Origin of the sequence: Mesobacillus subterraneus (genome assembly GCF_023715485.1) — a bacterium.
Lineage (GTDB): Bacteria > Bacillota > Bacilli > Bacillales > Cytobacillaceae > Mesobacillus > Mesobacillus subterraneus_B.
On record NZ_JAMBOF010000002.1, the window covers coordinates 217,029 to 230,273 of the forward strand.

A 13,245-nucleotide genomic window follows, 5' to 3' on the forward strand; every position below is an offset into this window, starting at 1 on the left:
TAAACTCCCTTTCTTGTTTGGTTCTTGCTTATGGAAACCAGGTTCCTTTTAAAACCAGCTGCCTATTCTACAGCATCCCCTTCGTAGAAGGAACTCCTTTAACCCTCGGGTCGATGGTTGTAGCTTCATCAAGTGCGCGGCCGAGTGCTTTAAAGACTGCTTCGATCATATGATGAGTATTTTTTCCGTAATGGACGATGACGTGGAGGTTCATTCTTGCTTCAAGCGCCAGCTTCCATAGAAATTCATGTATGAGTTCGACGTCAAAAGTGCCGACCTGCTGGGCAGGGAATTCGGCACGCATTTCGAGGTGTGGACGGTTGCTCAAATCGATGACAACCTGAGCCAGCGCTTCATCCATCGGCACAAAAGCGTTTCCGTAGCGCTTGATCCCTTTCTTGTCGCCAAGTGCTTCTCGAAGCGCCTGTCCAATGCAGATGCCGATGTCTTCTGTTGTATGGTGGCCGTCCACGTCGATATCGCCTTTTGCATCGACTGAAAGGTCAAACTGTCCATGCTTCGCAAATAAATCAAGCATATGGGACAGGAAAGGCACACCTGTTTCAAGCGAAGTTTGCCCTTCGCCATCGACTCCAAAAGTCAAATCGATCTTCGTTTCATTCGTATATCTATTCACCGTTGAGGTTCGTTCCATTCTTATTACCTCCAAAAATATGGGCCTTATTTCAGCCTGGTTTCTACCGCTCTTGCATGGGCTTCAAGTCCTTCTAGCCTTGCGAACTCAGCGATTTTTGCACCGTTGTCATTCATGGCTTTTTCGCTGTAAAAAATGATGCTTGATTTCTTTTGGAAATCCTCGACACTCAGTGGGCTTGAAAATCGAGCAGTCCCATTTGTCGGCAGGACATGGTTTGGACCGGCAAAGTAATCTCCCACTGGTTCAGAACTGTATCGCCCGAGAAAAATCGCGCCGGCGTGCTTTATTTTACCGAGCAATTCAATAGCGTTTTCGGTAACGATTTCGAGATGCTCAGGCGCAAGCTGGTTGATCGCTGCGATTGCTTCATCGATATCAGCGGCAACATAAATAGCGCCAAAGTCTTCGATTGCTTTAGAGGCGATTTCTTTTCTCGGCAATAGGGAGAGCTGTTTATACACTTCATTTTGTACGTCCTCAGCTAGTGCTTGTGATGTTGTCACTAAAATCGCACAGGCACGCGGGTCATGCTCCGCCTGGGAAAGCAGATCAGCGGCAATCTCGTTGGCTCGGGCGGTATCGTCCGCAAGTATGCCAATTTCGCTTGGTCCGGCAATCATATCGATCGCCACATCGCCGAAAACTTCCCGTTTCGCGAGAGCCACATAGATATTTCCCGGACCGGTGATTTTATCAACAGGCTTGATCGATTCGGTGCCGTATGCCAGAGCGGCGATCGCCTGGGCTCCGCCGACTTTATAGATCTCTTTAACCCCTGCAATATCAGCGGCAATAAGAACTCCTGCCGGCAGCTTGCCGTTACGGTCAGGAGGCGATACCATAACGATGCGATCGACTCCAGCGGTTTTTGCGGGAATGACATTCATCAAAACGGAAGATGGATACGCAGCTGTTCCGCCTGGCACATAAACACCAACAGAATCGAGCGGTGTCACCTTCTGGCCAAGCATTGTGCCATTTTCCTCCGTCGTCATCCATGAGGGCCGCAGCTGCTTTTCATGGTACTTGCGGATGTTGGCGGCTGCTTCAGTAATGATTTCAACAAGGTTTTCACTCACCATTTTATAAGCTTCGGTAATTTCGTGCTGAGCCACACGAAAATCGGCAAGCGTCACTGAATCAAATTTTTCCGTAAAAGACCTGACAGCCTGATCACCATTATTACGGACCTCCATGATAATCGCCTGCACAGCCTTTCGCTGCTCCTCCGTCCCGCCATCAACCGAGCGTTTCAGCGAGACACCACCATCTATTTGTAAAATTTCCATCGAGAATCAAATCCTTTCAGATTCACAATCATTTCTCTCAGATCACGTCGTTTAATCTTTTGATCAGTTCGCTGATCCGCTCATCCTTGATCCGGTAGCTGACCGGGTTGACAATCAACCTTGAAGTCACGGTTGTGATAGTCTCGTACTCGACAAGCCCGTTTTCCTTTAGGGTTCTTCCTGTCGATACGATATCGACAATCCTGTCGGCGAGACCGATCAGCGGTGCAAGCTCGATCGAGCCATTCAGTTTGATGATTTCGACCTGCTCACCTTGTTCCCGGAAATAGGCAGCTGCGATGTTCGGATATTTCGTCGCGATTTTCGGAGCGACATCATTCATTTTTGTATCCGGAAGACCGGCAACTGCCAGGTAGCAGCCGCTGATTTTCAAATCAAGCAGCTCGTACACGTCCCGCTCTTCCTCAAGTAGGACGTCTTTTCCTGCTATGCCAAGGTCCGCGACCCCGTGTTCAACATAGGTCGCGACATCCATCGGCTTTGCCAAAATGAAGCGGAATTTTTCTTCTTCAACATCGATAATCAATTTTCGTGAATCATCGAATTCTGGAGGCAAATCGAATCCTGCCCGGCGGAGAAGGTCCGCTGCTTCATTAAAAATCCTGCCTTTAGGCATTGCGATTGTTAATTGGCCGCTCATCGAGTTCCCTCCTTATCTGCTTTTCCGACTAGGAAGACAACATCCGAGAAAGTATCGGAACAAGCATCAAGATTGCGAACGGCACTGATGTCCTGCAACACGACATGTTCCCCGTCCTTACGACGCTGTGCCGCCAGCTGGTACGCTTCCTTTCTCCGTTCAGGGCTGAAAAGAATACAAGTGACCGGTTCTGGTTCCCCTAAGTCGCCGAGGCTTTCAAGCAGGCGGTCCAGCCTGATTGCGAACCCGGTCGCTCCAGTCGATTTTCCGAACTTCTCAAGCAGCTTGTCATAGCGGCCCCCATTACCGATTGGGAATCCCACCATTCCTGCATATACCTCAAATAAAATCCCTGTATAGTAGCTCATATGGCTGACAATTGTTAAGTCGAATTTAATCCGGTCGCTTGCGCCGAAATCTTCAATGACATCCCAGAGAAGTTTCATTTCATCCAGTGCTGCCCTTCCTTTTCCGTTCTCAACAAGCTCAGAAGCTTTTCCAATCACTTCAGGACCGCCGCGGAGGTCGAGGAATGCAAGCAGCCTCTGTGAATCAATCGAGGACAATGGCAATGATTTTACGTGCTCACGATAGCCGACATAATTTTTTTCATATAAAAACTTTGTTAATTCCCTTGCCCGTTCTTCATTTCCAAGAATCTGGACAAACAGTTCGTTAACGAATCCTACATGACCTACCGAGAGCTGGAATTGTTCGAGTCCTGCTTTTTTCAGCGAGGAGATGGCCAACGCAATCATTTCGCCATCTGCGCTGACAGAATTATCACCAATGCATTCGCCGCCAATCTGCTCAAACTCCGCTGGCCTGCCGCCTTCACGCTGCTGCGCACGAAAAACATTCGCCGAATAGGCAAGCCTTAATGGTACTTGGTCCTTAAATAACTTTGACGCCGCCACCCTGGCAATCGGTGCAGTCATATCAGGCCTCAGGACGAGCGTGTGCCCTTGCTGATCCAGGAGTTTGAATAGCTGCTGGTCAAGGATTGCCGAAGCATTCCCGATGGTTTCGTAATATTCCAGCGTCGGAGTTTCAATGAATTGAAAACCCCAACTTTTCATTTCTTTTTCAATTGAGCTTCGTACCTTGTCCTTCGCTTCGTGCAATTCCGGAAGTGTATCCCTCATGCCAAGCGGCTTTTCAAACATGAACAATCTGCTCATCACTTTCACCCTCTTCGTTGCTGGTGTATTTATATCTCTACCCAAATGGGCAATGTTTTAGTTTAATGGTTAAAAATAATCTAAATCCTTTAGTTCGCTAATATGGTAACAAGATGAAGTTATATGTAGTTTACATTTCATTCTAGTATCCGTCAACAATAACCTCATCATGTTTGATTTTTTTATAATCGCGATGTTTGATTTTTTTATAATCGCGGTGTTTGATTTTTAAAATTGCGGTGTTTAAAATGGGGTGCAAGTATAAAGGGGGATTGCCCGCATGAAAATTCTCTGGGATTTGGATGGAACGATTCTTGATTCATGGCCAACATTGGTGGAGGCATTCACGATCATTGCCAAAAAAGACTTGCGATACGAAGAGGTCCTGCCGCATTTAAAATACGGTACTGCCTATGATTTTTATGGTGTCGATAAACACAAGGTAACGGAGTTCAGGGAAATCGAACGGACATTGCCGAATGAACGCAAACCGCTTTTTCCATTTGTAAAAGATGTTCTTACGAGCGCTGATGCAAATGTTCTGGTGACACACAGAAACCGACGATCGACGGAAGAACTTCTCGATCACTGGGACCTCAGCAATTATTTCGAGGAAGTCATCTGCCCCGCTGACGACGGTTATTCACTGAAGCCGGATATCCACGCGTACCAATATCTTCACGACCGTTATAGTTTGGATTTGGCGGTCGGCGACCAGAAGACAGACTTGATTCCCGCTAAAAAAATCGGATTGAAGACATGCTCCTTCCGTGAACAAAGCGAATTTGCGGACAATACGATATACTGCTACTCGGAATTTCCATATAAGTAAAGGTTTGTTTCCGCTTTAATCGCCGCTTTTTAATGAAACTTTAACTTCATTTTTCATCTTGGAATTTGAACTCATTGCAAGTTTTGCTTAAACTTCCATATATAAAAGCAATACGTAAAGAGCGAAACGTGTCCGATTCCCGTTTCGCTTTTTTCTGTTTCCATTTAGGGACGAGGGGTAAATATTCAATAGAAAAAAGGAGGAATGAAAATGGAGAATAATGCGGAAGACAAAATCATTCCCGTTACTTCGATTGACAGCGGGGATTTGGAAGCCATAACGGATGATCTGCATTATTTGAATATCCAGATTGTCAATGTCTGCTTCTATGGCAGGCCAGGCGAGCAGAGTGATTGGGTATTGATTGATGCTGGAATGCCCAGGTCCGCGGAGAAAATTTTACAGGAAGCTGAAAAGCTTTTCGGCGCTAACAACCCGCCAAAAGCAATCATCCTCACCCATGGCCATTTCGACCATGTCGGCGCGCTGGTGGAGCTGATTGAGCGCTGGAAAGTAAATGTCTATGCCCACGAACTCGAGATGCCTTACCTATCAGGGGTAAAAAACTATCCTGAACCAGATCCGACGGTAGATGGCGGCTTGCTCGCCAAGGTGTCAAAGCTTTATCCGAATGAAGCGATCAAGCTAGGCAGCAGAGTCAAAGCTCTTCCACATGACGGTACTGTTCCTGAGATGGACGACTGGCGCTGGGTCCACACGCCCGGGCATACACCAGGCCATGTGTCGCTGTTCCGGGAATCTGACCGGACGTTGATAGCCGGGGATGCGTTTGTTACGGTCAAACAGGAATCATTGTATAAGGTTGTCATGCAGAAAAAAGAAATCAGCGGTCCGCCGCGCTATTTGACGCCAGATTGGCCAGCAGCGCGAAAATCGGTTGAAGACTTATATGCACTCCATCCAGCAAGAGCCATTACCGGTCACGGAAGGCCGATGGAAGGTGAGGAAATAGAGAAGAATCTTGATTTACTTGTTCGGGAGTTTGAGAGAATCGCGGTGCCTGAGCATGGGAAGTTCGTTGACGGGGAATAAAATGGAGACCCCTGCTGCATTTTTGCATTCTGCCAGGCTAAACTACTGAATAGATAATAATGACTGCACTTTAAGCAAGAATCACTAGGATTCGAGCTTGAACCACCACGTTTATTTTGATATTCACTGCGTTTAGAGCCAAGATCACTACGTTTTTCGTGATAATCACTGCGTTTGGAGCCAAAATCACCACGTTTTTCGTGCTAATCACTACGTTTAGAGCCTAAATCACTACGTTTTTCGTGATAATCACTACGTTTAGAGCCTAAATCACTACGTTTTTCGTGATAATCACTACGTTTAGAGCCTAAATCACTACGTTTTTCGTGATAATCACTACGATTTAAGCTATAATCACTACTTTTTCCAATTACATGGAAATCCACTGCAGGATTTTATAGCGAGAGCAAGAATTTCATAAAAAAAAGCGAAGCGGAATACATCCATCCGCTTCGCTTTTGTCTATTTAACTGGAGTACCATAAATTTCATCATCAGCCCAGCGTTCGGCTAGTTCTTCCTTCGTATAGATCACCCGCATCGGGTTGCCGCCGACGAAGGCTCCTTCCGGGACATCCTTATGGACAAGTGTTCCGGCGGAGACGATCGCTCCATCGCCGATTTTGATGCCGGGCATAATCGTTGAATTGGCGCCGATCATGACCTCGCTGCCAATCTCAACGTCGCCGAGGCGGTATTCCTTGATCAAATACTCGTGGGCCAGAATCGTCGTATTGTAGCCGATCACCGTATTGCGGCCGACGGAAATTTTTTCGGGAAACATGACGTCGAGCATGACCATCAGCGCGAATGAAGTCTGCTCGCCGACCTCCATCCGCAAAAATGTGCGGTACAGCCAATTTTTCATTCCAAGAAATGGCGTGTAGCGAGCAATCTGGATCACTGCAAAATTTTTGACGACCTTCCAAAAAGGAACGGTTTTATAAACATGCCAGAGTGAGTTTGCGCCTTCAACACGATAACGCGTCGTCCTTCTCATTTTACACTCCTAGAATCGGCAGGATATCAGCCATTTTTTCTAATATATAATCAGGCTTATATTCCTCGAGGTGCTCTCTTCCCTTGATGGACCAGGCGACACCTGCAGTTTTCGTGCCTGCGTTCTTGCCGCCAAGGATGTCATGGTGGTTATCGCCGACCATGATCGCGCGGTCTGGCGATGAGCCAAGCATTTCGAGCGCTTTTAATAACGGCTCAGGATCCGGTTTTGGCTTTTCGACATGATCAAGAGCAACGACCACTTCAAAAAACTCATCAAGTCCTGTCAGCTTCATACCCATCTGGACAACGTCCGAGCGCTTCGTCGTGACGATCCCCATGTGGAAGCCATTTTCTTTGAGAGTCCTTACCGTTTCGTACACACCTTCGAATCCCTTAACAAGCAAATCGTGATTTGCCAAATTGTAAGTACGGTATGTTGTAATCATTTCTTCATAGCCCTCAGGATTCATTGGTTCGAATGTTTCCTGGAGAGAAGGCCCTAAAAACGGAAGGACATCGTCCCGCTTGTATTGGCCAGGGTAATAATGCTCCATCGTATGGAGGAAGGATGAAATAATCAGTTCATTTGTATCAATCAATGTCCCGTCAAGATCGAACAGGACGGTGTCTATTTTATTGCTCATATACTGCTTCCTTTCTTTTTGCGAGATCCGCGCGGTTCCAGATGAATGCTACAGTTACTGTCAATAGTATGGCCACGCCAAGACGGATCAATAGCAGCGGCAGCACAGGAATGCCAAGCGGAACGAAAATCAATGTATCTTCGACGACGGCATGGCAGGCGACAAGGAAAATGAAAGCGATCGTCACATCTTTTTTACTGACGCCGTCTTCCTGTACCGCCTGGATCATGACACCAGCACCATAGGCAAGCCCGATCAGCAGGCCGGCTGCCAGTGTGGTTGAAGTGTTTTCCTTCATGCCAAGCGCTCTTGTCATTGGCGCCATCCATCTTGAAAACACGGCAAGCCATTGTTTATCCTTCATGATTTGAACAGCCACCATTAACGGAATGACGATAATTGCCAGCTGCAAAATGCCGATCCCTGCCTTTGTAATGCTCTCAAGGAGGATTGGACCCCAGCCTGATACGGTTTCACTTTTAGCAGGAATCATCCCATACTTGGCGATTTCGGCGCCGCCATTCCAAACCAGGTTGATCACAACAGCGGAAATGAACGCAAGACCAAGCCGGACAAGGACGATCACCCATAGCTTGACGCCAACCTTGACAGCAACGCTTGATTCAACGAGCATGTTATGCGAAAAGCTCAGCATCACCGCAATGATGAATACTTCTTTTACCGTCAAATCGAGTGTCAAAATGGCTCCGATGGCAGCATAGAGATTAAGGAAATTCCCGATGACAAGCGGAATTGCCGCATCGCCCGACAGACCGATCAAGGCCATCATCGGTGTGATCAGCTCAATCACCCACGGCAGGACAGGAGTATATTGAAGGATCGAAACGATCAAGGTTACCGGAAAAATGACTTTTCCTAGCGCCCACGTCGTCTTCAACCCTACCATCAACCCTCTTTTCAATGATGAACCCATCGAAGCATCTCTCCCTATTTAATAAGCCTTTTTCTCTTTAGATATTTATTTACATATGGACTTTTTTAGTAACCCTAAATTCTTCTAGTTTGCCTTTTCCAAATATCTTACTTTGGAGTAACCCTTGACTCTTCGGTAAATCCATAATCCGATAGCCACAGCGACCAGCGCAATCGAAATAGTCTGGGCGATTCGCAGTGTATCTGTCAGCATCAAGCTGTCTGTGCGCATTCCTTCGACAAAGAAACGACCGATTGAATACCAGATGACATAGCTTAGGAAAATTTCACCGCGGCCAAGGTTTACCTTGCGCAATGACATAAGCAGGATGAATCCGAGCAAGTTCCAGATTGATTCATATAAAAATGTCGGATGATAATACGTTCCGTTAATGTACATTTGGTTGATAATGAATTCTGGCAGGTGCAGGTTTTCTAAGAATGCTCTGCTTACTTCCCCGCCGTGCGCTTCCTGATTCATGAAGTTTCCCCAGCGGCCGATGGCCTGGCCAAGAATCAAGCTGGGGGCTGCGATATCCGCAAGCTTCCAGAAAGAAACGTTTCTTGCGCGAGTAAAGAAATATGTCGTGGCAACCGCACCGATCAAGGCGCCGTGAATCGCAATCCCTCCATTCCATATCTGCGGAATCTCTGCAGGATACTGGCTGTAATAGTCCCATTGAAAGATTACATAGTAGAGCCTTGCAGATATGATCGCAATTGGAATCGCCCAAAGCATCAAGTCTGCAAAAATATCTTTTGGCAAGCCTCGTCTTTCGCCTTCACGCATTGCTAGCCAAAGGGCAAGCGCAATTCCAACGCCAATGATGACGCCATACCAATGCACCTGGATCGGCCCAAGTGAAAAGGCAATCGGATCGATTGGCTGAATATTGTTTTCCATGTCATTTCCCCTTTTTCTGTATAGAAATCTTATGTACCAACACTTTGGTCTGTTTTAATCAAACGTTTGATTAATAAGGCTGTTTTCGTCCGAAAAGCAACAATCCATGTGAAAACAGCCATTAACAAAGTTCCCTTGCCATTAGTACACTATTTTTTTGCTCCAAGAGCTTAATTTTCATCATGCTCTCCCTCTTCGATTACGTCTGAGAGCCTATTGGTGAATTGTTCTGCTGCATTCACACCCATGCGCTTCAGCCTGAAGTTCATGGAGGCTACCTCGATGATGACTGCAAGGTTTCGGCCTGGACGGACCGGAACAGTCAGTTTCGTTACATCGGTATCGAGGATTTTCATTTTCTCTTCATCGAGGCCAAGTCTGTCATACGACTTTTTCTGGTCCCAAATCTCAAGGTCGATGATCAGGGAAATCCGTTTATGAGAACGGACTGCACCAGCGCCGAACAGCGTCATCACATTAATGATGCCAACGCCGCGGATTTCCAGGAGATGCTCAATCAGATCAGGCGAATTCCCGACAAGCGTGCCAATGTCTTCCTGGCGGATTTCGACGCAATCATCAGCTACAAGACGGTGTCCCCTTTTCACCAATTCAAGGGCGGTTTCACTTTTACCGACACCGCTTTTTCCCGTGATTAGGACGCCGATCCCGTAAATGTCGACTAAAACCCCGTGGACAGCAGTTGTCGGAGCGAGCTTGCTTTCAAGATAGTTTGTCAAGTGGCTGGAAAGCCTTGTTGTTTTTTGCTTCGAACGCATAACCGGCACTGATTCCCGTTCTGCTGCCTCAATCAGCTCGGCCGGCACTTCCATGTCCCGAGTGACAATGATGCCAGGTGTAATATCGGTACATAATTGTTCCATCCGTGATGCCCTGACACGAGAATCCAGTTTTTCAAAGAATGTGAGCTCTGTTTTTCCCAGAAGCTGCAAGCGTTCTGCTGGGTAATATTCAAAATAACCCGCAATTTCGAGTCCTGGCCTTGAAATGTCGGTAGTCGTAATCGGCCTGTTGATGCCTTCTTCTCCACTCACCAGTTCCATGTCAAATTTCTTGATGATGTCTTTAGTCCGGACTTTTGCCAAAGAAGTTCCTCCTTATATAACAACGTTTAATGGTTTGTAAAATTCCCACATGATCACAATACTTATTATTTTAGCACTTTTTCAGTAATAACCAAATATAAGGAGTCGAAAACACCTCGAATCCAGCTATATAGGGTCCTGGCTTTTATTTCCTCGTATAACCACTCAGTTAATACTATTACCAGCTGGTAAATATAATTAAAATAGGTATAGACAACTATACGTGCCCTTGTTATTATCAAATTGTAAGCGAATTCATTTTTCGTACTATTTTTATATTTTAATAATTGAGGAGGAAACACCATGCGTAATGAAGAACGCCTGGCAAGAGAGATACTTGAGCAGCTTGGCGGCGCGGGCAATATTGCTGATGTTGCTTCGTGCATGACCCGCCTTCGCGTCAAGCCGGCAGATTACAGCAAAGTGAATGTAGCTGGGATCAAGAAAATTGATGGCGTGCTCGGTATCGTTGAAGAAGAAACATTGCAAATTATCCTCGGGCCTGGAATTGTCACCAAAGTCGCGAATGAAGTTTCTGAGATTACCGGAATGTCTTCCAGAGTCGTTGACGAAGACGACCCAAATCCTTTTGAAGGGCTTGCTGGCCGCACGAAGGATGATCTAAATAAGAAAAATGCAACTCCTTTCAAATTATTCTTAAGAAGAATCGCAAGTATCTTCATTCCGCTGATTCCTGCGATTGTCGCATCAGGCTTGATTGCCGGAATCACAAACGTTATCGTCCGCTCCGGTGCTGACCCTGAATCAACAATTGTCCAGGTTCTTAACCTTATTGGCTGGGGTATCTTCGGTTATCTTGGTGTATTCGTCGGTATTAATACCGCACGTGAATTCGGAGGCTCACCTGCCCTGGGCGGTGCCGCTGGTATCCTGATCATCAATCCAGGTCTTGCGAACATAACTCTATTTGGTGAAGCATTAGTACCTGGACGCGGCGGATTGATAGGTGTTATGCTTGCCGCTGTTTTCATCGCAATGCTTGAAAAACGCATCAGGAAATTCGTTCCGTCTTCATTGGATATTATCGTTACTCCTACTCTATCATTATTGATTACTGGTATTGCTACATTATTCGTGCTTCAGCCTGTCGGAGGTCTTGTTTCTGACCTGATCACAAAGGGCTTGCTTGGCCTCATCGATATGGGCGGCATTTTTGCAGGTCTGATCCTTGCCGGAACATTCCTTCCGCTTGTTGTTACTGGATTGCATCAGGGATTGACTCCAGTGCATATGGAATTGATCAATACAATTGGCGATGACCCGCTACTGCCGATCCTTGCAATGGGTGGAGCCGGTCAGGTCGGTGCGGCATTCGCGATTTACTTCAAGACAAAGAACGAACGATTGAAAAAAGTAATTAAAGGCGGACTTCCGGTCGGTATGCTTGGCATTGGCGAACCGCTGATTTTCGGGGTTACCCTTCCGCTTGGCCGTCCATTCGTGACAGCATGTCTTGGCGCTGCAGTCGGCGGAGCCTTCCAGGCATTCTTTAAAATCGCCACAATTGCAATTGGAGTTTCTGGTATACCACTTGCTTTTCTTGTCCATACAAACCAGATTGTTCTTTATCTCCTTGGCCTATTAGTCGCTTATGTATTTGGATTCATCTTTACATGGACGTTCGGCTTCAAGGATGAAATGGCTAAGGATATTTAATTTTATAGCTCTGGTTCCCTGTCCAGCAACGACGGGTACTGCAGCCATACCAATAACGAAAAAGGAGGAGAGTTGCTTTCCTCCTTTCTTCTATTCTATCAAGGCGTTTTTCGTTAAATTCGGAAGAAAATTCATCAAAATTGATCCTACAAGAGAGCTTGAACCAAGAAAATATAATGGAGAGTTTATTAGAATAGCAATGATCGTTACGAAAAATTCAAAGCTATTGGAGGGCTGGCCATGCTCGGCATTTCTGTTTATTTAAACAAAGGCAGGATGGAACAAAATGCTGCTTGGATTGAAAAAGCAGCAGGTTATGGACTAAAGTCTATTTTCACCTCCCTGCATATTCCCGAAGATAATCCTGCTGATTATAAAGAGCTTTTACAGGAGCTCGGAAAACTGGCAATAAAGCATAAGATGGAGCTGATGGCCGATGTTTCCCCTCGCTCATTAGAATACCTGGGTCTTGAATGGGAGCGATACGATAAACTCGTGGACTGGGGATTAGCGGGGATCAGAGCGGATTATGGTTTTACAGCAGGGCAGGTCGTTGAGCTTTCGCATAAAATGAAGATAGGGATTAACGCTAGTACAGTAACAAAAGATGAGCTTTTGTCATGGATTGGCGCGGGATTAAAAGCGGAAAACGTGGAAGCATGGCATAACTTTTACCCTCGGCCAGAAACTGGTTTGGACAAGGCCTTCCTTATTGAAAGAAACAAGATGTTCCGCTCGATGGGCATTACAACGATGGCTTTTGTTCCGGGTGACAAGGATTTGCGCGGCCCCGTGTTTGCCGGACTTCCTACGCTTGAGGAGCACCGCGGGGAAAAGCCACTCATCGCTGCCGCAGAGCTGATGTTTTCCTGTTTTACCGATAAAATATTGATTGGCGATCATTCTGCATCTGATGAAGAATTGAAATTGTTTGCGTTCCTTGCAGAAAAAATCGTACCGCTTCGGATTGAAGCGAGGAATTGGCCGCAGCCCGAATTATTGGGCAGGCCGCTGACAAACCGGATGGACCCCGCCCGCGATGTCATTCGGTCCGTTGAATCTCGTTCCTATGCTTTAAAAGGAGACAAGCACCTCTTTGCGGAAAACCAACTCGAAAGAACGCGGGGTACAGTAACGATGGACAACCACCTGTATGGACGCTATGCAGGTGAATTGCAAATCACCATAAATAACCTCCCGAGGGATGAAAAAGTTAATTGCATTGGTAAAGTAATCGAACAAGACCTTCCCCTGCTTTCGCACGTAAAAGCGGGCCAAAAATTTCAGTTTATTGTGAGGGATTGAC

At 46.4% G+C, this 13,245-nt stretch carries 13 protein-coding genes; 4 read left to right on the plus strand and 9 right to left on the minus strand.

Annotation, left to right across the window (positions count from 1 at the left end):
- Window positions 1-67: 67 nt before the first annotated feature.
- The 4 genes from hisB to M3204_RS03735 are packed head-to-tail and all read right to left on the minus strand — an operon-like array spanning window position 68 to window position 3,789.
- On the minus strand, window positions 68-655 hold the full coding sequence (gene hisB / locus M3204_RS03720; RefSeq protein WP_251478678.1) for an imidazoleglycerol-phosphate dehydratase HisB: 588 nt from the start codon (window positions 653-655) through the stop codon (window positions 68-70).
- Between the two features lie 26 nt (window positions 656-681).
- Window positions 682-1,947 (minus strand): histidinol dehydrogenase, encoded by a 1,266-nt coding sequence (gene hisD / locus M3204_RS03725; RefSeq protein WP_251478680.1) that lies wholly within the window; start codon window positions 1,945-1,947, stop codon window positions 682-684.
- Window positions 1,948-1,984: 37 nt separating this feature from the next.
- Entirely contained in the window at window positions 1,985-2,608 is a 624-nt protein-coding gene (gene hisG, locus M3204_RS03730; RefSeq protein ID WP_251478682.1) for an ATP phosphoribosyltransferase, read from the minus strand.
- Window positions 2,605-3,789, minus strand: coding sequence for an ATP phosphoribosyltransferase regulatory subunit (locus tag M3204_RS03735; protein WP_251478684.1), 1,185 nt, complete (start codon window positions 3,787-3,789; stop codon window positions 2,605-2,607). The genes hisG and M3204_RS03735 overlap by 4 nt, the downstream gene beginning before the upstream one ends.
- Window positions 3,790-4,069: 280 nt before the next feature.
- Between M3204_RS03735 and M3204_RS03740 the strand changes: the two genes are divergently transcribed.
- Window positions 4,070-4,621 (plus strand): HAD hydrolase-like protein, encoded by a 552-nt coding sequence (locus tag M3204_RS03740; protein ID WP_251478685.1) that lies wholly within the window; start codon window positions 4,070-4,072, stop codon window positions 4,619-4,621.
- A gap of 210 nt (window positions 4,622-4,831) precedes the next feature.
- Complete coding sequence (locus tag M3204_RS03745) at window positions 4,832-5,674, plus strand: MBL fold metallo-hydrolase (RefSeq protein WP_251478687.1); 843 nt, start codon at window positions 4,832-4,834, stop codon at window positions 5,672-5,674.
- Between the two features lie 462 nt (window positions 5,675-6,136).
- On the opposite strand, the gene M3204_RS03750 is transcribed toward M3204_RS03745, so the two are convergent.
- The 5 genes from M3204_RS03750 to hprK form a co-directional block, all read right to left on the minus strand.
- Window positions 6,137-6,673: an acyltransferase gene (locus M3204_RS03750; protein WP_251478689.1), complete on the minus strand. Its 537-nt coding sequence runs from the start codon at window positions 6,671-6,673 to the stop codon at window positions 6,137-6,139.
- A 1-nt stretch (window position 6,674) separates the two neighbouring features.
- Complete coding sequence (ppaX, locus tag M3204_RS03755) at window positions 6,675-7,319, minus strand: pyrophosphatase PpaX (protein ID WP_251478691.1); 645 nt, start codon at window positions 7,317-7,319, stop codon at window positions 6,675-6,677.
- The gene (locus tag M3204_RS03760; RefSeq protein ID WP_251478693.1) at window positions 7,309-8,253 is read right to left on the minus strand and encodes a nucleoside recognition domain-containing protein; all 945 of its coding nucleotides are present in this window, start codon (window positions 8,251-8,253) and stop codon (window positions 7,309-7,311) included. The genes ppaX and M3204_RS03760 overlap by 11 nt, the downstream gene beginning before the upstream one ends.
- Window positions 8,254-8,337: 84 nt before the next feature.
- A complete protein-coding gene (lgt, locus tag M3204_RS03765) occupies window positions 8,338-9,156 on the minus strand; it encodes a prolipoprotein diacylglyceryl transferase (RefSeq protein ID WP_251478695.1) in 819 nt (272 codons plus the stop codon).
- Window positions 9,157-9,326: 170 nt separating this feature from the next.
- The gene (hprK, locus tag M3204_RS03770; RefSeq protein ID WP_251478697.1) at window positions 9,327-10,262 is read right to left on the minus strand and encodes an HPr(Ser) kinase/phosphatase; all 936 of its coding nucleotides are present in this window, start codon (window positions 10,260-10,262) and stop codon (window positions 9,327-9,329) included.
- A gap of 303 nt (window positions 10,263-10,565) precedes the next feature.
- Between hprK and M3204_RS03775 the strand changes: the two genes are divergently transcribed.
- Both M3204_RS03775 and M3204_RS03780 read left to right on the plus strand, forming a co-directional pair.
- Window positions 10,566-11,939 (plus strand): PTS transporter subunit EIIC, encoded by a 1,374-nt coding sequence (locus M3204_RS03775; RefSeq protein WP_251478699.1) that lies wholly within the window; start codon window positions 10,566-10,568, stop codon window positions 11,937-11,939.
- A gap of 240 nt (window positions 11,940-12,179) precedes the next feature.
- Window positions 12,180-13,244: a DUF871 domain-containing protein gene (locus M3204_RS03780; RefSeq protein WP_251478701.1), complete on the plus strand. Its 1,065-nt coding sequence runs from the start codon at window positions 12,180-12,182 to the stop codon at window positions 13,242-13,244.
- The last annotated feature ends 1 nt before the right edge of the window (window position 13,245 follow it).

What these genes read in the sequence shown, in the direction of transcription:
- hisB (WP_251478678.1), bottom strand. Translation starts at nt 655, where the DNA reads ATGGAACGAACCTCAACGGTGAATAGATATACGAATGAAACGAAGATC.
- hisD (WP_251478680.1), bottom strand. Translation starts at nt 1,947, where the DNA reads ATGGAAATTTTACAAATAGATGGTGGTGTCTCGCTGAAACGCTCGGTT.
- hisG (WP_251478682.1), bottom strand. Translation starts at nt 2,608, where the DNA reads ATGAGCGGCCAATTAACAATCGCAATGCCTAAAGGCAGGATTTTTAAT.
- M3204_RS03735 (WP_251478684.1), bottom strand. Translation starts at nt 3,789, where the DNA reads ATGAGCAGATTGTTCATGTTTGAAAAGCCGCTTGGCATGAGGGATACA.
- M3204_RS03740 (WP_251478685.1), top strand. Translation starts at nt 4,070, where the DNA reads ATGAAAATTCTCTGGGATTTGGATGGAACGATTCTTGATTCATGGCCA.
- M3204_RS03745 (WP_251478687.1), top strand. Translation starts at nt 4,832, where the DNA reads ATGGAGAATAATGCGGAAGACAAAATCATTCCCGTTACTTCGATTGAC.
- M3204_RS03750 (WP_251478689.1), bottom strand. Translation starts at nt 6,673, where the DNA reads ATGAGAAGGACGACGCGTTATCGTGTTGAAGGCGCAAACTCACTCTGG.
- ppaX (WP_251478691.1), bottom strand. Translation starts at nt 7,319, where the DNA reads ATGAGCAATAAAATAGACACCGTCCTGTTCGATCTTGACGGGACATTG.
- M3204_RS03760 (WP_251478693.1), bottom strand. Translation starts at nt 8,253, where the DNA reads ATGGGTTCATCATTGAAAAGAGGGTTGATGGTAGGGTTGAAGACGACG.
- lgt (WP_251478695.1), bottom strand. Translation starts at nt 9,156, where the DNA reads ATGGAAAACAATATTCAGCCAATCGATCCGATTGCCTTTTCACTTGGG.
- M3204_RS03775 (WP_251478699.1), top strand. Translation starts at nt 10,566, where the DNA reads ATGCGTAATGAAGAACGCCTGGCAAGAGAGATACTTGAGCAGCTTGGC.
- M3204_RS03780 (WP_251478701.1), top strand. Translation starts at nt 12,180, where the DNA reads ATGCTCGGCATTTCTGTTTATTTAAACAAAGGCAGGATGGAACAAAAT.